Source organism: Caenimonas terrae, assembly GCF_042655405.1.
In the GTDB taxonomy this organism is placed as follows: Bacteria; Pseudomonadota; Gammaproteobacteria; order Burkholderiales; family Burkholderiaceae_C; genus Ramlibacter; species Ramlibacter terrae_A.
Genome location: NZ_JBHSMF010000002.1, coordinates 253,182 through 273,128, shown reverse-complemented (window position 1 = coordinate 273,128; position 19,947 = coordinate 253,182). Strand labels below are relative to the sequence as shown.

The window sequence follows — 19,947 nt, the reverse complement described above, 5'->3', positions numbered from 1 at the left end:
CGGATGGCGCTTGTTGTTCCAACCCCACTGACTACGCCGGGAGTATTTCGGTTCGGATCAAAGGGCGGTGGCCGTGTAGGTGACGACGCCGTTCTTGGCAACGGTGCCGCCGTAGGTGCCGGCCGGGTAGGCACCGGTGTTGGCGTAGCTGAAGGTCCACTTGCCTTCCTGGCGAACGACCTTGCTGGCGGCAGTCAGGGTGACCAGGGTGCCAGCGCCGCCGGCGGCGCCGTTGTTGAACGCGGGGTGCGTGATGCCGGTGTTGGTGTAACCGGTGGTCGCGGTCGCCAGAGGTGCGGCTGCGACGGCGATGTCCGTCCACGGGATCGCGTCGCCGGCAGCATTGAGCATCTGGCCCGACGTGCTCGAATTCAGCGAAACGTTGCCGGTGGCTCCGCCGACGTTGCTGAAGACGCGAACGGTCACGGCGCCGGAGCCGATGTCGCCGCCGGTGGTAACAACCGACGTCGTGCCGGCGCCGATGCTGGCAGCGGGGACGGTGAAGAGCAGATTGTCGACGGTGGTGTTGGCGGCCATCGTGGTGTTCGTGCCCACTGCGAGATACAGCACCGAAGGAATGACGACGCTGAAGTTGAGGCGGGCCGTCACTGCGCTGCCGGTGACGGCCGCGGTGTTAACGTTGGATTCGGCGCGGGACAGAACGGGAGCGAGCAGCGCGGCCATTGAGACGGCGATGAGTAAAAGCTTTTTCATGATGGGTCCTTTCGGTGGAAAGAGGGGTTGGGTGGCTCGGTCTATGGAATTGAATGTAACCACTTGTGCGTACTGTTTCAAGTTGTTTCTTACGTATGTGGCAAGAAACATCTCGGTTTTTGACGCAAAACCGCAACAACCGTGAAGAACATCACGTAGAAAGCGTGGTGTCGGAGGGAATGGCTTAGGACGCCGGGCCGGAAGTGTGTTTCCGCAGATACAAAACCCGTCGCATTGCGCGGCAGGCCGGTCGGCCGCTCAGGGCCGACGGGGGCAAACGGGTCCCGCCGGGACGGGTTAGCGCTCTTCGAAGCCGCCCGCCAGCCGCTGGCGGGCATTGGCTGGGGCCGACAGCAGCTCCACCAGTGCTTGGGCAGCGGCGGGATTGGCCGCGCGGCTGCAGACCGCGGCCGTGTAGACCGTGGCCAGCTCGAATTCAGGGGGCAGAACCCCGACCAGCGTGACGCCGGGCGTGTAGAGGATCTCCGTCACCTGCGTGCAGCCCACCAGTCCGGTTCCGGGGGCGGCCGCCATCTCCCGCATCGCTGTCGCCCCGTTCGGGAACGGCCTCAGGCGTTCGGCAAGCTCCTGGTCCACGCCAAGGGCCTTGAGCACCTTCATGAAGTGGATGCCGGCCGTCGCCTTCACCGGGTCGGGGAAATAGATGCCCTTGGCACTGCGCAACAGCGCTTTCAGGGCGTCGGGCGTGGCCACGTCCGGCATGGGCTCACCGGCCTTGACCGCGACGCCGGTGCGCACGACGCCCAGCGGCCGGGCCGATCCGGGTTGCACGTGGCCCTGTTGTTCCAGCTCGGCGATCAGGGCCGCCGTGAGGATGATGACGTCGCAAGGCGCGCCAGCAAGCAGCTTGTCCTTCATCAGGCCGACCGCGCCGAAGGTGCCGTCGGGCTTCAGGCCATGGGCCGCGCTGAAGCTGTCGCTCAACTGGGCGACCAGGCCTTGCGCCGCGCCGCCGCTGATCACATGCAACGCCTTCATCACTCCGCCTTGATGTTTGCCGACTTGATGACCTTGGCCCACTTGGCGATGTCATCCTGCAGGTATTTGTCGAATGCGGCGGCGTTCATCACCATCGGCGTCGCGCCCTGCCTGCCCCACGCCTGCTTGACGTCGGGCTGGCTGGCGATGCGCGACACGGCCTCGTTCAGGCGCTCGACGATGGCCTTGGGCGTTCCCTTGGGCGCCATCAGGCCGAGCCAGATGGTGGCTTCGTAGTTGGGAACACCCGACTCGTTCACCGTCGGAACGTCAGGCAGCACGTCGGAGCGCTGGCGACCGGTGGTGGCGATCGCCTTCACCTTGCCCGACTTGATCTGGTCCACCATGGTGGTGACGGCGTCGAACATCATGTCCACCTGGCCGCCGATCACGTCGGTGCGTGCCCCCGAACTGCCCCGGTAGGGAATGTGGACCAGGTAGACGCCGGCCATGCTCTTGAACAGTTCGCCGGCCATGTGGTACGGCGTGCCGACGCCGGAGGATGCGTAGTTCAGCTTGCCGGGCTGGGCCTTGGCCAGCTTGAGCAGGTCCTTGATGCTCGACGCCTTCAGCGCCGGATTGGCCACCAGCACCAGGTCCGAATAGTTGATCGGCGCGATGCCGACGAAATCCCGCATCAGCGCGAACGGCTTGCCGGGAACCAGCGTTTCGTTGACGGTGTGGGTATTGGACATCAGCAGCAGCGTGTAGCCGTCCGGCGCCGCCTTGGCGACCACGTCGGTCCCGATCACCGAGCCGGCCCCCGGCTTGTCCTCCACCACGAACGGCTGGCCCATCGCCTCCTGCAGGCGCTGCGCGATGAAGCGCGCATAGATGTCGGCCGGGCCGCCGGCGGCGAAGGGCACGATGATCCGCACGGCCCGGGTCGGGTAGGCCTGCCCGAAGGCCGGCGCCGCCAGCAAAGCCCCCGCCAGGCCGAGCGCCAGCAGCAGGGAACGATTGAGATTGCGACGTGTTGCCATGATCACTCCACCCTGCCGATCTTCTTGACAACTTCGGCCATGCGGCGGGCGTCGGCCTGCACGTACTTGGCGAATTCCGGCGTGTCCTGGTAAAGGATCGGGCTGCCGGCGTTGAGGATCACGTCCTTCACCTTGGGATCCATGGCCGCGGTCCGGGCCGCCGCGCGCAGGCGCTGCGCGATCGGTTCCGGCGTCGCCGCCGGAATGAACAGGCCCGACCACTGCGCGTATTCGGCGTCGTAGCCGGCGGACTTGAGCGACGGAACGTCCGGCAGCGCATCCAGCCGGCTGGTGCCCCAGTGCGCCAGCACCCGCAGCTTGCCTGCCTTCACGTGCTGCAGCACCGTTGCCGGGCCGGACGACACGGCGTCGATCTGGCCGCTCAGCAGCGCGACGACGGCGGGACCCGCGCCGGTGAAAGGCACGTGGGTCATCTTGATGCCGGCGTTCTGGGACAGGATCTCCATCGGCACGTGCATCGTCCCGTAGTTGCCCGACGAGCCGAAGTTGATGGCGCCGGGCCGCTTCTTCGCGTCCTCGACGAAGTCCTTCACCGTCTTCCACGGGGCGTCCGCCCGCACGGCCAGCACCGTCGGGTCGGCGGTGAAGCGGGCGATCGGCCGCAGCGAATTGAGCGCGTACATCTGCTGGCGCCCCAGCACCACGTCGGCTTCCGGCAGCACCGTCAGCGAGGAAAGCGACATCAGCACCGTGTAGCCATCGGCGGGCGCCCGCGCCACGAAGGCCATGCCGATGCCGCCGCCGGCGCCGGAGCGGTTCTCCACGACCACCGGCTGGCCCAGCTCGCGCGACATCGCTTCGGCCACCGGCCTGGCGACGATGTCGGCCAGGCCGCCCGGGGGGAACGGAACGACCATGGTGATCGGCTTGGTGGGCCAGGCGGCCTGGGCGGCGGCCAGGCCAGCGGCGGTCAACAGGAAAGCTGCGGCGAGCGCGGAACGGCGAAGCATCGGGAATCCTCCTTTTTCGTTAGCATGCTAGATCAACCCCATAACGCGTAGAGCGTTTTCCCGGGGCGCTCAGGCCGAGAGCGGCGGCTGCGCCATCGCGTCGATCTGTTCCTCCAGCATCTGAACTTGACCCTGCCAGTAATCGCTGGTGCCGAACCAGGGAAAGGTCGGCGGAAACGCCGGGTCGTCCCAGCGCCGGGCCAGCCAGGCGCTGTAGTGGATCAGGCGCAGCGTCCGCAGCGGCTCGATCAGCGCCAGCTCGCGCCGGTCGAATTCGCGGAACTGCTCGTAGCCGTCCACCAGCGCGCCGAGCTGCTGGGTGCGCTCGCGCCGCTCGCCTGAGAGCAGCATCCACAGGTCCTGCACGGCGGGGCCGGTGCAGGCGTCGTCCAGGTCGACGAAGTGCGGGCCCCGGTCGGGCGTCCACAGGATGTTGCCGGGATGGCAGTCGCCGTGCAGGCGGATCCGCCGCACCGGATGCTCCAGCACCGCCGCCTCGATCATGGCGATCGCGGCGTCGCATTGCTTGAGCCAGCTGCCCTGCACGTCGAGCGGGATCGCGTTGTGGGACAGCAGCCAGTCGCGCGGCTCGAGGGCGAACGACTGCACGTCCAGCTGCGGCCGCGAGACGAAGGGCCGGGCGGCGCCGACGCTGTGGATCCGCGCCAGGAAGCGGCCGATCCATTCCAGCACCTCCACGTCATCGAGCTCGGGCCGGCGGCCGCCGCGGCGCGGGCTGACGCTGAAGCGGAAGCCGGCGTGCTCGTTGAGCGTGCGGCCGGCCAGCAGCAGCGGTCCGACTGCGGGGATCTCCGCCGCCATCAGTTCGGCCGAGAAGCTGTGCTCCTCCAGGATCTGCTCGTCGCTCCAGCGGCCGGGCCGGTAGAACTTGGCCACCACGCTGTCGTTGCCTTCGTACGGGTCTTCGAGCTGCACCTGGTAGACGCGGTTTTCGTACGAGCTCAGCGCCAGCAGCCGCCCGTCGCCGTGCAGGCCGACCGAGGACAGGGCGTCGAGCACGACGTCGGGCGTCAGGTGCTCATAGGGATGGGAAGACATGGGGCGATTGTCGCCCGGGGGAGGCAATCAGCTTCTGGACAGCGACAGGATGTGGCCGAGCGCGGGGTCGCCCTGGCCGGCCAGGACCTGCGCATAAGCGGCCTGGACCGCGGCGGCGCCGTCGTGGTGCACGGCGGCCAGCCACGGCGCGTCAGGGTTGCCCACGCGCGCCAGCAAGCGCTGCCAGTCCTGCGCCAGCCGTCGCCCCAGTTCCGCTGCGCCCCAGTCTCCCTGGCGCTTCTTCACCTGGGCCGGGGCGAAGAACAGCACCGGCCGCGGTCCGGCGAGGTCCTTGCCGCCGCCAAGCTGGTCCACATGCGTCCCGCCCACCGAGCAGCTGTATCCGAGTTTGGGAAAGCGGCGGTGGATGTCGCGCCGCAAGCCGGCGTTGCCGGCGAAATCGACATAGACCGCATGCAGGTCGGACGGCAGCTGGTCGAGTTCTTCATAGGCGAGCACCTTGCTGTAGCACCCCAGCCGCTGGCAGAACGCCTTGTGGCGCGCCGATGTCAGGCCGACCACCTGCAGGCCGGATCGCTGTGCCAGCTGGTTCGCCGTCCCGTACCCCGTCTTGCTCGACGCGCTGGACAGCAGCATGGTGTCGGCGCCGAAGAAGGCGTTGTCGGCCAGGAAGTCGTCGATCAGCCAGGAGGTGGTGAACAGCGGCCGCAGCAGCGCCTGCACATCCTCGCTGTCGGCGCTGTAGAACGGGTCGGCACTGCAACGCAGGTACTGGTTGTAGACGCCGTGCAGCTCGCGCCGGTGCGCCGCCGCGTCGCTGAAGCCGGCGACCGACAGGCGTGACGGCTCGAGCACGGCGTGGTCGGCCATCGGCCAGTAGCCGTACAGGCGCTCGCCTGCCGCGAGGCCGGGATGCAGCGACTGCACGACGTCGGCAAAGCCCCACACCGGCACCACGCCCCATCCCTCCTGCGCCGTGGGAAAGAACTTCCAGTAGTTCATCGCCTCGCCGAAGGCGGCGTAGGTGATGTTGTTGGACGTCAGCGCGAAGCGGTCGATGCGCACGCGCACCTGGCCATCGGCCAGCGGCAGGTCGGGGGTCTCGACGATCCGGGTCTGGTCGAGCCGGTCGCGGCGCACGAGAAGGGTGGTGGTGCTCATCGCGGCACCGTAAACCAAACGGCCCGCCCGTTCAACACGGGCGGGCCGCCTGGGCGACAGCCGCGGGGCCGTCAGACCACGTTGAGCGTCACGTCGATGTTGCCGCGCGTGGCGTTGGAGTAGGGGCAGACCTGGTGGGCGGCGTCGACCAGCTTGCGGGCGGCTTCGCGCTCCATGCCCGGCAGGCTGACGTTCAGTGTCGCGGCGATGCCGTAGGCCTGGCCGACCTTGCCCAGGTCGACGCTGGAGTCGATCGCCAGGTCCGCCGGCAGGGTGATCTTCTGCGTGCCGGCGACGGCCTTGAGCGCGCCGATGAAGCAGGCGGCATAGCCGGCGGCAAACAGTTGCTCGGGGTTGGTGCCGTTGCCGCTGGTGCCGGGCGACGACAGCTTGATGTCGAGACGGCCGTCGTCGGTGCGCGAGGCGCCGTCGCGGCCCCCGGTGGTGTGGGCCTTGGCGGTGTACAGGACTTTTTCGAGCTTGGCGGTCATGGTTGCTTTCCAGGTGGGGGTTGATGAATTCAGGAGGTGAGGCGCTCGCGCAGGGCTTGCACCTGCCGGGTGAGCGAAACGATGTCGGGCAGCGGGCACTGCACGGCCTCGACGATGCAGCCGGGCACCTTTGCTGCGCGGGCCTTGAGCTTGCGGCCGGCGGCAGTGAGCGTCACGTGCACCCGGCGCTCGTCGTCGAGCGCACGGATGCGGGCGATCAGGCCGGCGGCCTCCAGCCGCTTGAGCAGCGGCGTCAGCGTGCCGGAGTCGAGGAACAGCCGCTCGCCCAGTTCCGACACCGTCAGCCCGTCGCGCTCCCACAGCACCAGCATCGCCAGGTATTGGGGATAGGTGAGCCCGAGCTCGGACAGCAAGGGCTTGTACAGCTTGGTCATCGCCAGCGACGCCGAGTACAGGGCGAAGCAGAGCTGGTTATCCAGCCGGAGGAGCCGGTCTGCGGGGGGCGGATGCGATGCCATGCCGCAATTGTAGCGTGCAATTCAATTGTGTGCAATTCAATTGGTGCCGCGGCGGCGACGTGGCCGGCTGGCGGTCCTCAGGCCTGGGTCACGAGCACGGGAGGCGCCGGCTTGGACGTCAGCACGTCGTCGAGGATGGCGTCGAGCAGCAGCATGTCGCGGTAGATCCCCAGCGCGAGCTGCGGCGGGCCGCTGCTCTTCTGGCGCGACTGCGCGTCGCCCAGCATCCAGCGCAGGAAGAACAGGCGGGCCTCGCGCTGCGGCCATCTGCGCAGCAGATCGCCGCACAGCTGCCGGTCCTCGGCGATCTCCGCGCCGGCCGTGGACGGGGCATTCCACTGCGGAGCGTTCTGGCCGAAGCGCTGGCGGAAGGCGTCGCGCACCAGCTCCCACTCCTCGCGCTGGTCCAGTTGCTGGTGCAGCTCGCGCAGCTCCAGGAAGACCCATGGACTGGTGTAGCGGAAGTCGTACAGGTGCTGCTCGAGCAGCTCGGTCGCCGCCGGCATGTTGCGCCGCAGGTTCTTCAGCCGGGCGTTCAGGTCGTGCAGGTCGACCAGCGTCGCTTCGCGCCGCGACGGCGTGTCGCCGATCACGGAGACATAGACCGGGCGCGCCGCGTCGGTGATCTCGCCGTCTTCGGGGAAGGTCTCGTCGACGCCGGGCACGGCCGCGGCCGCAGTCGCCGGTTCGCGGCGCATCGCCGCGGGTGTCGGCCAGGCCTCGGGAGCGCGCTCCACGTCCAGCTGCAGCCGGCGGCGCCGTTCGTAGATCCAGCCCGCGCTGGCCGCCAGCGCCAGGCTGGCCAGCGACCAGGTGATTTCCGGCGGGGGCGCGGCGACCAGTTGGCGGGGCAGCGCCATCGCGGCCGGCAAGGCCGCGGTGTCGAACCGCGCCAGGCGACCCAGCGAGGCGGAAACGTCGGCGCGGACGAGGGCAGGTGAATTCGTGGCCGCGGAGGTTCCAGACGCAGCCGGATCGCGTTCCGGCGGAACCGTCTGCAGCTCCGAGCTCGACCGTAGCATCATCGCCGAGGCGTCGGGATCTGAATCCGGCGTCGGCGTGGCAACGGTCTCTAGAGTCAAGACGTCGAACCTCAAAAGGCTGTCGTGTGCGAATGTTACAAGGGGCTCAGCCGTTTGCCTAACGCACTGTGGCATCGATGCCTAAACGAATCCGGTGCAGCGGGCGCGTTTAAGGAGCGCCCTTCGTCCTCCACCACGCTGCCGATCGCCCGCATCGCGCTGGGCCGGTTGGCCAGGTCGCGCGAGCCGACGATCACCGACACCCCGCGCGCCATCAGTGCGAGGAGGTGGGGCGGCGCAGCCATTCAGCTCCTGAAGCGCCGGCGGGTGAGCGCTAGCGCCACCCAGAACGCGATGACCGCGTACAGGGCCAGCACCACGCCGTGGCGGACGGCGTGCTCGGGCCAGCGGTCCATGAACAGCGGCCGCACCAGCTCCACCGCATTGGTCAGCGGCAGCCAGTCCGACAGCCAGCGCAGCGCAGGCGGCAACTGGTCGCGCGGAAAAAACACGCCCGACAGGAACATCATCGGCGTCATGAACAGGGTGAAGTAGTAGGTGAAGAAATCGTAACCCTTGGCCAGCGCATTGAAGATCAGCGCTATGCAGGAGAACGTGATGCCCGCGGCGGCCAGCACCGGCCACGCCACCAGCAGCTTGGGGCTGTGGCTGATGTCCAGGGCCAGCATCACCGCCAGGATCGCCGTGACCGTGAAGGCCGCCTTGAAGGCGGCCCACAGCATCTCCGCCAGCACCACGCTGTCAAGGCTGATCGGCGCGTTCATGATGCCGTCCCATGTCTTCTGGACGTGCATGCGGGAAAAGGCGGAGTACAGCGCCTCGAACGAGGCGGCGTTCATCGCGCTCATGCAGATCGAGCCGCTGGCCAGGAACAGGATGTAGGGCACCTGCGCGGCGCCGCCCGCGCCTTGCACCGTCACCCGGCCCACCAGCGCGCCCATGCCGTAGCCGAAGGCGACCAGCCACATCAGCGGCTCGGCGATGTTGCCCACCAGGCTGGGGATGGCCAGCTTGCGCCACACCAGCAGGTTGCGCAGGAACACCGGCCACCAGCGCAGCGACAGGTCGGGAACGCGCCAGATGCTCTGGTTCATGGTCAGCCTTCTTCCCGGATCTGCCTGCCGGTCAGCTTGAGGAACAGGTCCTCCAGGTTGGCCGGCCGGTGCAGCGTGCGCAGTTTGGGATGGGTGGCGAGCGCGTCGAGCAGCGGTTTCGCCTGCTGCGTGTAGAAGAACACGGTCTCCCCGCTGACCTCGACCCGCGCCGCCAGCGCCTTCAGCGTCGACTGGGGCAGCGCCATCGCGCCCTCGCCGTAGGCCTCCACCACGTCCGGCTCCAGGTGCTCGGCGATCAGGTCGCGCGGCCTGCCCTCGGCGATCTTGCGGCCGTGGTCCAGCACCAGCAGGCGGGAGCACAGGCGCTCGGCTTCGTCCATGAAATGGGTCGTCAGCAGGATCGACTTGCCCTGCTGCAGCAGCAGTTGCAGCCGCTCCCACATCAGGTGGCGCGCCTGCGGATCGAGGCCCGTGGTCGGCTCGTCCAGCAGCAGCAGCTTCGGGTCGTTCACCAGCGCACGGGCCAGGCTCAGGCGCCGCCGCATGCCGCCCGAGAGCTCGCCCGGCTTGGCGTCGGCCTTGTGCGAGAGCGCCGCGAATTCCAGCAGCCGCGGAATGCGCTCCCGGACCTGCGCGTCCCTCATGCCGAAGTAGCGGCCGTACACCAGCAGGTTCTCGGCGCAGCTGAAGTCCGGGTCCAGCGTGTCGAACTGGGTCACCACGCCGACCTGCGCCTTGATCGCCAGCGCGTCGCGCGGCATCGACAGGCCCAGCGCCGCGATCTCGCCGCGGTCGGGCGCCGTCAGGCCCAGGCACATGCGGATGGTGGTGGTCTTGCCGGCGCCGTTGGGCCCGATCACGCCCAGGCATTCGCCCGCTGCGATCCCGAAAGAGAGGTCCTGCACCACGGCCGCATCGCCGTAGCGCTTGCTCAGGTGGCTGGCCTGGAACAGGAGCGTCATCGCCAGATTGTGTCGCAGCCCCGCGCAGGCGGCCCCGGTAGCCTAGAATTTTCGGTTCTGCAACTTCTGGTGAACGATGTGCCTGATCGCCTCGCGGTGACAACCCAATACCTGTTGCCAAAGAGGCTGCTCACCATGTTCGCCGGCGTTGTCGCCGGCTGGCACGGTGGCCCCGTGACGCAAGCCATCATCCGCAGGTTCGTCGACCATTACAGCGTCGACATGGCCGAAGCCGCCAACCCGGCGATCGACAGCTACGCGACCTTCAACGATTTCTTCACCCGTGCGTTGCGCGACGGCGCGCGCCCGATCGCCGACGTGCCGCTGGTGTGTCCGGTGGACGCCGCGATCAGCCAGTTCGGCCCGATCGAGCACGACCAGATCTTCCAGGCCAAGGGCCACAGCTACTCGACGCGGGCCCTGGTGGGCGGCGACCAGGCGCTGGCGCACCGGTTCGACCATGGCCACTTCGCCACGCTGTACCTGGCGCCCAAGGATTACCACCGCATCCACATGCCCTGCGAGGGACGGCTGACGCGGATGATCTACATTCCCGGCGACCTGTTCTCGGTCAACCCGGTGACGGCGCGCCATGTGCCCAGCCTGTTCGCGCGCAACGAACGCGTGGTCTGCGTGTTCGAGACGGCGTTCGGCCCGTTCGTCAACGTGCTGGTCGGCGCCACCATCGTCGGCAGCGTCGCCACCGTCTGGCACGGCGTGGTGAATCCGCCGCGCACCCGCGAGGTCCGCGAGTGGCGCTACGACGACCAGAACATCGTGCTGGCCAAGGGCGCCGAGATGGGGCGCTTCCTGCTCGGCTCCACGGTGGTGATGCTGTTCCCGAAGAACGTCGTCACCTTCACCTCCGACTGGGCGCCGACCCGGCCGGTGAAGCTGGGCGAGCCGATGGGAACGACCGCGTAGGCGCTACTGGAACGCCACTTCGTCGAAGCTGCGCAGCTTGCGGCTGTGCAGGCGCTGGCTGCCCTCGCGCCGCAGGATCTCGATGGCGCGCATGCCGATGCGCAGGTGCTGGTCGACCCGCTCGCGGTAGAACTGGTTGGCCATGCCGGGCAGCTTGATCTCGCCGTGCAGCGGCTTGTCGCTGACGCACAGCAGCGTGCCGTAGGGAACGCGGAAGCGGAACCCGTTGGCGGCGATGGTGGCGCTCTCCATGTCCAGCGCCACCGCCCGGCTCTGGCTGAAGCGGCGCTGCGGCATGTTGCCCGGCAGCAGTTCCCAGTTGCGGTTGTCGGTGGAGGCGACGGTGCCGGTGCGCATGATGCGCTTGAGGTCGGCGCCGTTGAAGCCGGTCACGTCCGCCACCGCCTGCTCCAGCGCCACCTGGATCTCGGCCAGCGCCGGGATCGGCACCCACAGCGGCAGTTCCTCGTCCAGCACGTGGTCCTCGCGCACGTAGGCGTGGGCCAGCACGTAGTCGCCCAGTTGCTGGCTGTTGCGCAGGCCGGCGCAGTGGCCCAGCATCATCCAGGCGTGCGGCCGCAGCACCGCGATGTGGTCGGTGATGGTCTTGGCGTTGGCCGGCCCGACGCCGATGTTGACCATGGTGATGCCGCCATGGCCCTGGCGAATCAGGTGATAGGCCGGCATCTGCGGCAGCCGCGGCGGCGCCGTGCCGGGCGCGGCTTCGGGCAGGGCGCCCAGCGGGTCCAGCGGGTGGCCTTCCATGCCAACCCGGCGCGTCACCACGTTGCCCGGCTCGACGAAGGCGATGTAGTCGCTGGACGGGTTGGCCATTTCCTCGTGGCCGAGCCGGATGAATTCGTCGATGTAGAACTGGTAATTGGTGAACAGCACGAAGTTCTGGAACCACTCGGGCGCCGTGCCGGTGTAATGGCGCAGCCGGTGGAGCGAGTAGTCCACCCGCGCCGCGGTGAACAGCGCCAGCGGCTGCGGCTCGCCCGGGTGATGCTCCCAGGTGCCGTTGGCGATGCCGTCGTCCATCGCGCCCAGGTCCGGCAGGTCGAACACGTCGCGCATCAGCGTGCGGCGCGCGGGACTGAGCGAGCCTTCGATGTAATCGTTCTCGGCGAACGAGAAGTGCACCGGGATCGGCTGGGTGCTGGTGCCCACTTCCAGCTCCACGCCGTGGTTTTCCCGCAGCAGCCGGAACTGCTCCAGGTAGTAGTTGGCATACAGGTCCGGCCGGGTCAGCGTGGTCTCGAAACGGCCGGCGCCGGCCACGAAGCCGTAGCTCAGGCCGGCGCTCTCCAGCTCGTTCTGCCGCACCACCGTGTCGGTGTGGATGCGAACGAACGGATAGCACGCCCGGACATGCCCGGGCAGGCTTTCCCCGTTGACGAAACGCTGCATTGCGTCGCGCAGGTGGCCGATCTGCTGGGCGTAGATCTCGCGCACTTGCGCCAGCGCGCTGGCGGGGTCGGAATGCCGGCTCGGTGCGATGAAAGGGGGCATGTAGGGCATGCGTCCTATTGTGCAACGCGCCCCGACAGGCGGCAAAAACGCCGGGTTGCGCGTGAGACAAAGTCCTACACGGTGTAACGAACTCACCTGACTCCTGCCGAGCTAGCCGGGTTTTTAAAGTTGACCCATCGAAACAAAGTCCACGGCTACAGGAGAAAGCGAATGAGAGCAGAAACGATGGCAGCCAATCCGTTTGAATTGATGATGGATCCGGAACGGGTGCGTCAGACGATTGCCAAATCGGAGTCGCTGAGCAAGTTGAGCCAGCGCCAGTGCCATCCGCTGGACCGCGCGGTGATCCGCAGCGCCAGCGCCGAACTCGCCGCCTACGATGCCAAGATCGACCGCACGACGATCTACCTGCCGCCGGAAGACCCGAAGCCGGCGCCGATCGTGCGCGCCTACGCCGAACCCCTGAACTGACCTGCGGCCGGGCCGGCGCTAGCCGGCCACGGCCGGATGCGCGACCGGCTCGCGCATCGTCACGAATTCCTCCGCAGCCGTCGGGTGGATCCCGATGGTGGCGTCGAACACGGCCTTGGTGGCCCCGGCCTTCAGTGCCACGGCAAAGCCCTGGACCACCTCGCCGGCATCCGGACCCACCATGTGCAGCCCGACCACCCGGTCGCTGGCGCTGTCCACCACCAGCTTCATCAGCGTGCGCTCCTTGCTGCCGCTCAACGTGTTCTTGAGCGGGCTGAATTCGCTGCGGAACACCGTCACCTTGCCGAACTTCTCGCGCGCCTGCGCCTCGGTCATTCCCACCGTCGCGATGTTGGGGTGCGTGAACACCGCCGTCGGGATGAAGTCGTAGCCCATCTTGCGCTTGCCGTCGCCGAACAGGTGGTCGACCAGCGCCATCGCCTCGCCCAGCGCCACCGGCGTCAGCTGCACCCGCGAGGTTACGTCGCCGATCGCGTGGATCGACGGGACCGACGTCCGGTACAACTCGTCGACCACGATCGCCCCGTCCTTGCCCTGCTTCACGCCGACCGCCTCCAGCCCCAGCCCGTTCACGTTCGGCACCCGGCCGGTGGCATACAGGACGGTATCCGCCAGCACCGTGCGGCCGTCGGTGAGGTGGGCGCGCAGGCCGTGCGCCGTCTTCTCGATCGACCGGACGTCGGCCGAGGTGTGCAGCTCGACCCCGTGCTTGCGCATCTCCTGCTCGATGAACACCCGGATGTCGTCGTCGAAGCCGCGCAGCACCCGTGCGCCGCGGTAAAGCTGCGTCACCTTGGCGCCCAGGCCATTGAAGATGGACGCGAATTCGCAGGCGATGTAGCCGCCGCCGACCACCAGCAGGCGCGCCGGGAACGGGTCGAGGTCGAACATGCTGTCGGAGCTGACCACCAGCTCGCAGCCGGGGAAGAAGGGCACGGTGGGCGTGCCCCCGGTGGCGACCAGGATGTGGCGCGCCTTGAACAGCCGGTCGCGGCTTTCGGTCGCCACCTTCACCTGGGTGGCGGCGACCGGCTCGGCCCAGCCCCGCACCAGCTCCACGCCGGCGCCCACCAGCAGCTTTTCATAGACGCCGTTCAGGCGCAGGATTTCCCTGGCCCGGTTGGCCTTGAGCCGGTCCCAGTCGAAGGCCGGTTCGGCGATGCTCCAGCCGAAACCGGCGGCGTCCTCGATCTCCTGCGCGAAATGGGCGGCGTAGCTGTATAGCTTCTTGGGGATGCAGCCGACGTTGACGCAGGTGCCGCCGAGCGCGGCCGCTTCCGCCAGCACCACGCGCGCGCCGCGCTGCGCCGCCATGCGGGCAGCGCGCACGCCTCCGCTGCCGCCGCCGATGACGAACAAATCGCATTCCGTGATTTCCATCGTTGCTCCTGCCCGCAGGGGCGTTGCGTTCCATTCTAGGAGCGAGCCCGCCGCTGCGTGCACGGCTATCATCGCGCGATGTCTTCCCCCGGCACCTGGACCCAGGCCCTCGCCAGCATCGGCGCGCTGCCGGTGCGCTGGCTGGCGGGCTGGTGGAAGATCGTCGAGTTCGGCGCCGTGGTGCTGGTGCTGGCGATATCGCCGTCGTCCTACCGGGCCGGCATCGGGCCGGCGCTGGCCCGCCACGTCTATCTGGACACGGTGCCGATCCTGGGCTGGTTCACCACGCTGTGCGCGCTGCTCACGCTGGTGATCACCCGCATCGTGGTGGTGACGGCCTACAGCTACGGCCTGTCGCAGTACGCGCTGGAGATGGTGATCCGGGTGCTGGTGCTGGAGCTGATTCCGCTGACCGCCGCCTTGTTCGTCGCGCTGCGCTGCACCATTCCCAACGGCGCGGCGCTGGGCGAGATGCGGCGGCTCGGCCGCTTCGAGGCCTTGCGCCGGCAGGGCCTGGACCCGGTGGCGCGCGAGGTGCTGCCGCGCGTGCTGGCCGGCATCTTTTCCGCCATCACGCTGGCGGCGCTCAGCTGCGTGGTGGCGCTGGTGCTGGCCTACCTGGCGGTGTATGGCACCACCACCGCCGGCATCGCCGGCTACACCCGGATGTTCGGCCACGTGTTCAATCCGGCGGTGGCGCTGATCTTCGTGCTCAAGACGCTGTTCTTCAGCCTGGCGGTGTCGGTGATCCCGATGGCGTCCGCGCTGTTCGACCTGGAGGGCGACGGCTCGCGCGAGAGCGCCGCGCTGCAGGGGCTGGTGCGCATGTTCGCGGTGCTGCTGCTGATCGAGTCGGTCTCCCTGGTGGGCAACTACTATTGATGCAATGAGCGCAGCCCCCGACCCGCAAGACACGCCGGTTCTGAATTCGGAACCGGTGGCCCACCAGGCCGTCCCCCACCTGGAATTGAAGGCGCGGCTGCTGCTGCTGTTCACCGCCTTGCTGATCGTCGCCGCCGCGCTCTACCTGCTGCATGCGCGCGGCGTGTTCGAGCCGACCCAGACCCTGGTGCTGGCCACCGACGATTCCGAAGGCGTGGTCGCCGGCATGGACCTGACCTTCTCGGGCTTTCCGATCGGCCGGGTGCGCCGGGTGGAGCTGGCGCCGGACGGCAACGTGCGCATCGTGGTCGACGTGGCCAGCAAGGACGCCCACTGGCTGCGCACCTCCAGCGTCTTCACCATGGTCCGCAGCGTGGTCGGCGGCACCAACCTGCGGGCCTTCTCCGGCATGCTGAACGATCCCCCGCTGCCCGATGGCGCGGAGCGGCAGGTCCTGCGCGGCGACGCGTCGGCCGAGATCCCCAAGGTCATCGCCCAGGCGCGGGAAGTGCTGGAGAACATCAACGCCATGACCGGGCAGGACGCGGCGCTGCGCAGCACGCTGGCCAGCGTGCAGGAGGTGGCGGAGCGGATGAAGGGGCCGCAGGGCGCCCTGCGCGTGCTGTTCGGCAACGAGGCCGACGCCAAGAAGCTGGTGACGGCGCTGGACCGCACCAACACCCTGCTGGCGCGCATGGACCAGCTCGCGGCGCGGGTCGACGGCCTGGCCGGCAAGGCGGACACGCAGGTGTTCGGCCAGGAGGGCCTGGTGCGTGACGCCCGCACCACCATGCGCCAGCTCGATGGCCTGCTGGCCGACACCCGGGCCAGCCTGAAGAAGGTGGATGCGGTGCTGGTCGAAGTGCAGGGCGTCGGCGCCAACGTCAAGGCCGCGACTGCCGACCTCGGGCCGCTGCGGGCCGACGTCGAAGCCAACCTGCGCAAGATCGAAGGCCTGATCAACGAGATCAACCGCAAGTGGCCGTTCGCCCGCGACACCCAGATCAAGCTGCCATGACCCGAAGTTCTTTCCTTGCGTTGACCGTCGCGGTGCTGCTGCTGGCCGGCTGCGCCAGCAAGCCGAAGGCGCCGGACTGGGAGCTGGAAGCCCACGGCTCGCTGGAGCGCTACGTCCAGGCCTTCATGGCCGCCGACGCGCGCGTCGAGTCGTCGGAGTTCCTGCGCGCGCGCGAGCAGCTCACGCGCACCGGCGACGCCGGCTTGGTGGCGCGGGCCGAACTCACCCGCTGCGCGCTCAGCGTGGCCAGCCTGGTGTTCGAGCCCTGCGTCGGCTTCGACGCCCTGCGGCCCGATGCCCCGGCGGCCGAGCGCGCCTATGGCGACTACCTGGCCGGCAAGGTGCTGCCGCCGGACGTGGCGCTGCTGCCTCCTGTGCATCGGGCCGTGGCGGCCGCCGGTGCCGATGCCGGCGCCATCCGCGCGATCGGCGATCCGCTGGCGCGCCTGGTGGCGGCGGGCGTGCTGTTCGAGACCGGCCGCGCCAGCCCCGAGGTGCTGCAGGTGGCCGTCGACACCGCGTCGGCGCAAGGCTGGCGGCGGCCCCTGCTGGCCTGGCTGGGCGCCCAGGCGCGGCGCGCCGAACTGGCCGGCGCCCAGCAGGAAGCCGAGCGGCTGCGGCGCCGGATTGCGCTGGTGCTGGGCGAGCTGAAATAGCTGTGCTTGCCGGCAGGCAATAATCGGCCATTGCCTTCAAGGAGATTCCTGTGCGATTGATCCTGTGCGCCGCGGCGCTGTCCCTCGTTGCCTGCGCCACCCCGGCCCAGGGCCCCGTCACCACCAAGAGCGGCCTCGTGTACCAGTCGATCAAGGAAGGCAGCGGCGCGCCGCCCGCGTCCACCGACACCGTCAAGGTCCACTACCGCGGCACCTTCCAGGACGGCAAGGAATTCGACAGCTCCTACAAGCGCGGCGAGCCCACCGAGTTTCCGCTCAACCGCGTCATTCCCTGCTGGACCGAAGGCGTGCAGATGATGAAGCCGGGCGGCAAGGCGCGCCTGACCTGCCCGCCGGCGATCGCTTACGGCGAGCGCGGCGCCGGCGGCGTGATCCCGCCGAACTCCACGCTCAACTTCGAGATCGAGCTGGTCTCCGTCAAGCGCTAAGCGCGCCGGCCCGCGGTCCTGAAGGTGACCGAATAGCGCAGCGCGCCGGTCGGCGCCACGCTGTGTTGCCAGGCCCAGCGCGCCGCTCCGCGCAGCAGGTAGATCGAGCGCGGCGCGACGGCCAGCTTGAGCACCTCGGCGCGCTTGCCGACCTGGTGCGGCCAGGGCCGGAACCGCAGCACGGCTTCGCCCAGCAGCGAGACGCCGACCACGTCCTCGAAATCGGGGACGTCGCGGTGCCAGCCCAGCGGCGTGCCCGCGCTGTACTGCGCCACCAGCACCTGGGTGAATTCCTGCGGCGCCAGGCCCAGCCAGCCGGCGACCTTCGCCCGCAGCGGCTGCAGCTGCGCGGGGATGGGAAGCCCCTCGCGCAGCCGGTTGGCGTCGAAGTCGTACTTGCCGCCGAAACTCAGCACCCGGCGCCGCGCCGTGTAGGCCTTGTAGCGCATCGCTTCCAGCGGCCAACCCTCGATCAGCGCGAGCAGCAACCGCTCTTCGCCGGCCGACAGGAAGTCGGGCTGGTAGACCATGCCGGGCGGCAACGCCGGCGCTTGCGGCGGCGGTTGTTCGAACAGGCTGGCCTGCGCCTGCCGGTCTTGCTCGCGTCCCATGGTCAGGGCGCCGCCATGGCGTCTTGCATGCCGGCGTTGTTGGCCAAGCCGGACAGCCGGATCCCAAGCAGATCCGGGCGGCGCTCGGTGCGGCACAGGCTCAGCGGGTGGTCCGGCAGGTCGCGGTGCGGAGTCATTGGAGTGGGCGAGGGCGTTCCCGGTGATTTTGCGACCTGGCGCGGCGGCCGTGGTCCCGGGGTGACAAATTCCGGCCTTGTCCCGGCTGGGCCAGCCGTTGGGCCAAAGAAAAAGCCCGGCACCTTTCGGTGCCGGGCTTGAGTAGCGTGAACGCTACTGCTGTCCTCAGGGCTTGCTGGCCGTCGGAAAAGGCCAGGCCGCCTGCGGGTTCAGAGTGGTCTGAGCCGCAGGCGCAGCGGTGACGGCAGGAGCCGCCTTCGCTACGGGCCGGGGGGCAGCAGGCTTTTTCGCTGCTTTCTTGGCAGCGGGCTTCTTCGCTGCCTTTTTCGCGGCCGGGCGCTTCTTGGCGGCCGGCTTCTTGGCCGCGGCCTTCTTCGCCGTGGCCTTCTTCGCCGTGGTCTTCTTCGCAGCTGCCTTCTTCGCAGGCGCCTTCTTTGCTGCGGCCTTCTTCGCCGGTGCCTTCTTCGCAGCCGACTTCTTCGCAGCCGGACGCTTGGCAGCGGCCTTCTTCGCCGGTGCCTTCTTGGCTGCTGCCTTCTTCGCAGGAGCCTTCTTCGCAGCGGACTTCTTCGCTGCCGGACGCTTCGCCGTGGCTTTCTTAGCCGTAGCTTTTTTCGCAGTTGCCATTTCTATTCTCCTTGATCAAGTTGATCAACATCAACTAAAGAAGCACTCCATGCTTGTTGGTTGCATGAAGCGATCCATGGAGTTGGGCTCGTGCCCAGCTCCATGAACACCGGTGTCCGGACCGTCTCCCGCTCTTGCGGCGTGGTCGTCGGTCCAGACGAATCTCGGGCTCATCCCGTCTTGTCGATCTAGTCCCAGCTCAGCGCGCCGCCGGACTGGTACTCGATCACGCGGGTTTCGAAGAAATTGCGCTCTTTCTTCAGGTCAATCATTTCGCTCATCCAGGGAAACGGGTTCTCCTCGTTGGGGAACAGCGCTTCCAGGCCGATCTGCGTGGCGCGCCGGTTGGCGATGTAGCGCAGGTAGCCCTTGAACATGGACGCGTTCATGCCCAGCACGCCGCGGGGCATGGTGTCTTCGGCATATTTGTATTCGAGCTCCACGGCTTTCTGGAACAGCTCCTTGATCTCGGCCTTGAAGTCGGCCGTCCACAGGTGCGGGTTCTCGAGCTTGAGCTGGTTGATCAGGTCGATGCCGAAATTGCAGTGCATCGATTCGTCGCGCAGGATGTACTGGTACTGCTCGGCGGCGCCGGTCATCTTGTTCTGCCGGCCCAGCGCCAGGATCTGGGTGAAGCCGACGTAGAAGAACAGGCCTTCCATCAGGCAGGCGAACACGATCAGCGACTTGAGCAGCGTCTGGTCGTTCTGCGGCGTCCCGGTGTGGAAGTTGGGGTCCATGATCGCCTCGATGAAGGGGATCAGGAACTGGTCCTTGTCGCGGATCGACTGCACCTCGTTGTAGGCGTTGAAGATCTCCGCCTCGTCCAGGCCGAGCGATTCCACGATGTACTGGTAGGCGTGGGTGTGGATCGCTTCCTCGAAGGCCTGGCGCAGCAGGAACTGGCGGCACTCCGGGGCCGTGATGTGGCGGTAGGTGCCCAGCACGATGTTGTTGGCGGCCAGCGAATCGGCCGTCACGAAGAAGCCAAGGTTGCGCTTGATGATGCGGCGCTCGTCCTCGGTCAGACCGTTCGGGTCTTTCCACAGGGCGATGTCGCGGTTCATGTTCACTTCCTGCGGCATCCAGTGGTTGGCGCAGGTGGCCAGGTACTTTTCCCAGGCCCACTTGTACTTGAACGGCACCAGCTGGTTGACGTCGGTCTGGCCGTTGATGATGCGCTTGTCGGCGGCGTTGACGCGCCGGTGCGCGGTGGCTTGCACGACGCGCGCCGCGACGCTGCCGGCGGCCGGGCGCGCTGCGCCGTCGTCGAGGGTGCGCGTGACAGCAGGGGAAATTTCGGAGGGAGCTTGAGAAAGAGGTGAATGGCTCACCTCGCGGCTCTGAATGAAGCCGCTGTTCAATTGCGTTGGCGGTGTGGGCTTGACTTCTTCGTCCCAGGTCAACATAAGTTTTCCA

The 19,947-nt window shown here is 68.1% G+C and carries 22 protein-coding genes; 6 read left to right on the top strand and 16 right to left on the bottom strand.

The features are described from left to right. Positions 1-57: 57 nt before the first annotated feature. The 11 genes from ACFPOE_RS01360 to ACFPOE_RS01310 form a co-directional block, all read right to left on the bottom strand. On the bottom strand, positions 58-714 hold the full coding sequence (locus ACFPOE_RS01360; protein WP_376848199.1) for a hypothetical protein: 657 nt from the start codon (positions 712-714) through the stop codon (positions 58-60). Between the two features lie 297 nt (positions 715-1,011). Beyond that, positions 1,012-1,713, bottom strand: coding sequence for a molybdate ABC transporter substrate-binding protein (locus ACFPOE_RS01355; RefSeq protein ID WP_376848198.1), 702 nt, complete (start codon positions 1,711-1,713; stop codon positions 1,012-1,014). Further along, on the bottom strand, positions 1,713-2,696 hold the full coding sequence (locus tag ACFPOE_RS01350) for a tripartite tricarboxylate transporter substrate binding protein (protein ID WP_376848197.1): 984 nt from the start codon (positions 2,694-2,696) through the stop codon (positions 1,713-1,715). Before ACFPOE_RS01350 ends, ACFPOE_RS01355 begins: the two co-directional genes overlap by 1 nt. A gap of 2 nt (positions 2,697-2,698) precedes the next feature. Beyond that, positions 2,699-3,667 (bottom strand): tripartite tricarboxylate transporter substrate binding protein, encoded by a 969-nt coding sequence (locus ACFPOE_RS01345; protein ID WP_376848196.1) that lies wholly within the window; start codon positions 3,665-3,667, stop codon positions 2,699-2,701. Between the two features lie 69 nt (positions 3,668-3,736). After that, positions 3,737-4,726 (bottom strand): serine/threonine protein kinase, encoded by a 990-nt coding sequence (locus tag ACFPOE_RS01340; protein ID WP_376848195.1) that lies wholly within the window; start codon positions 4,724-4,726, stop codon positions 3,737-3,739. Positions 4,727-4,753: 27 nt separating this feature from the next. Then, on the bottom strand, positions 4,754-5,848 hold the full coding sequence (locus tag ACFPOE_RS01335) for a DUF2855 family protein (RefSeq protein WP_376848194.1): 1,095 nt from the start codon (positions 5,846-5,848) through the stop codon (positions 4,754-4,756). Positions 5,849-5,919: 71 nt separating this feature from the next. Continuing rightward, positions 5,920-6,339 (bottom strand): organic hydroperoxide resistance protein, encoded by a 420-nt coding sequence (locus ACFPOE_RS01330; protein WP_376848193.1) that lies wholly within the window; start codon positions 6,337-6,339, stop codon positions 5,920-5,922. 29 nt (positions 6,340-6,368) lie between these two features. Further along, complete coding sequence (locus ACFPOE_RS01325; protein WP_376848192.1) at positions 6,369-6,818, bottom strand: MarR family winged helix-turn-helix transcriptional regulator; 450 nt, start codon at positions 6,816-6,818, stop codon at positions 6,369-6,371. A 77-nt stretch (positions 6,819-6,895) separates the two neighbouring features. Further along, complete coding sequence (locus ACFPOE_RS01320) at positions 6,896-7,678, bottom strand: hypothetical protein (RefSeq protein ID WP_376848191.1); 783 nt, start codon at positions 7,676-7,678, stop codon at positions 6,896-6,898. Positions 7,679-8,145: 467 nt separating this feature from the next. Continuing rightward, the gene (locus ACFPOE_RS01315; protein WP_376848190.1) at positions 8,146-8,955 is read right to left on the bottom strand and encodes an ABC transporter permease; all 810 of its coding nucleotides are present in this window, start codon (positions 8,953-8,955) and stop codon (positions 8,146-8,148) included. Positions 8,956-8,957: 2 nt separating this feature from the next. Further along, positions 8,958-9,878, bottom strand: a complete 921-nt coding sequence (locus tag ACFPOE_RS01310) for an ATP-binding cassette domain-containing protein (RefSeq protein ID WP_376848189.1) — start codon at positions 9,876-9,878, stop codon at positions 8,958-8,960. A 78-nt stretch (positions 9,879-9,956) separates the two neighbouring features. On the opposite strand from ACFPOE_RS01310, the gene asd reads away from it, so the two are divergent. Further along, complete coding sequence (asd, locus tag ACFPOE_RS01305; RefSeq protein ID WP_376848188.1) at positions 9,957-10,802, top strand: archaetidylserine decarboxylase; 846 nt, start codon at positions 9,957-9,959, stop codon at positions 10,800-10,802. Positions 10,803-10,805: 3 nt separating this feature from the next. On the opposite strand, the gene ACFPOE_RS01300 is transcribed toward asd, so the two are convergent. Next, positions 10,806-12,323 carry an AMP nucleosidase gene (locus tag ACFPOE_RS01300; protein WP_376848187.1) on the bottom strand — a complete coding sequence of 506 codons (1,518 nt, stop codon included), beginning with the start codon at positions 12,321-12,323 and terminating at the stop codon, positions 10,806-10,808. Between the two features lie 177 nt (positions 12,324-12,500). On the opposite strand from ACFPOE_RS01300, the gene ACFPOE_RS01295 reads away from it, so the two are divergent. After that, positions 12,501-12,746: a hypothetical protein gene (locus tag ACFPOE_RS01295; RefSeq protein WP_376848186.1), complete on the top strand. Its 246-nt coding sequence runs from the start codon at positions 12,501-12,503 to the stop codon at positions 12,744-12,746. Between the two features lie 18 nt (positions 12,747-12,764). On the opposite strand, the gene gorA is transcribed toward ACFPOE_RS01295, so the two are convergent. Further along, positions 12,765-14,147 (bottom strand): glutathione-disulfide reductase, encoded by a 1,383-nt coding sequence (gene gorA, locus ACFPOE_RS01290; protein WP_376848185.1) that lies wholly within the window; start codon positions 14,145-14,147, stop codon positions 12,765-12,767. 78 nt (positions 14,148-14,225) lie between these two features. Between gorA and ACFPOE_RS01285 the strand changes: the two genes are divergently transcribed. Genes ACFPOE_RS01285 through ACFPOE_RS01270 form a run of 4 tightly spaced genes read left to right on the top strand, consistent with a single transcriptional unit; the run spans position 14,226 to position 17,152 of the window. Next, the gene (locus tag ACFPOE_RS01285) at positions 14,226-15,029 is read left to right on the top strand and encodes an MlaE family ABC transporter permease (protein WP_376848184.1); all 804 of its coding nucleotides are present in this window, start codon (positions 14,226-14,228) and stop codon (positions 15,027-15,029) included. A gap of 4 nt (positions 15,030-15,033) precedes the next feature. After that, a complete protein-coding gene (locus tag ACFPOE_RS01280; RefSeq protein WP_376848183.1) occupies positions 15,034-16,047 on the top strand; it encodes an MlaD family protein in 1,014 nt (337 codons plus the stop codon). Continuing rightward, a complete protein-coding gene (locus ACFPOE_RS01275; protein ID WP_376848182.1) occupies positions 16,044-16,703 on the top strand; it encodes a hypothetical protein in 660 nt (219 codons plus the stop codon). Before ACFPOE_RS01280 ends, ACFPOE_RS01275 begins: the two co-directional genes overlap by 4 nt. 50 nt (positions 16,704-16,753) lie before the next feature. Beyond that, a complete protein-coding gene (locus ACFPOE_RS01270; protein ID WP_376848181.1) occupies positions 16,754-17,152 on the top strand; it encodes an FKBP-type peptidyl-prolyl cis-trans isomerase in 399 nt (132 codons plus the stop codon). Here ACFPOE_RS01270 and ACFPOE_RS01265 read toward each other — a convergent pair. The 3 genes from ACFPOE_RS01265 to ACFPOE_RS01255 all read right to left on the bottom strand — a co-directional run bounded on the left by ACFPOE_RS01265 (position 17,149) and on the right by ACFPOE_RS01255 (position 19,937). After that, the gene (locus ACFPOE_RS01265; RefSeq protein WP_376848180.1) at positions 17,149-17,763 is read right to left on the bottom strand and encodes an alpha-ketoglutarate-dependent dioxygenase AlkB; all 615 of its coding nucleotides are present in this window, start codon (positions 17,761-17,763) and stop codon (positions 17,149-17,151) included. The genes ACFPOE_RS01270 and ACFPOE_RS01265 overlap by 4 nt on opposite strands. A 303-nt stretch (positions 17,764-18,066) precedes the next feature. After that, the gene (locus ACFPOE_RS01260) at positions 18,067-18,528 is read right to left on the bottom strand and encodes a histone H1-like DNA-binding protein (protein WP_376848179.1); all 462 of its coding nucleotides are present in this window, start codon (positions 18,526-18,528) and stop codon (positions 18,067-18,069) included. 188 nt (positions 18,529-18,716) lie between these two features. Beyond that, positions 18,717-19,937, bottom strand: coding sequence for a ribonucleotide-diphosphate reductase subunit beta (locus ACFPOE_RS01255; protein ID WP_376848178.1), 1,221 nt, complete (start codon positions 19,935-19,937; stop codon positions 18,717-18,719). Positions 19,938-19,947: the final 10 nt, after the last annotated feature.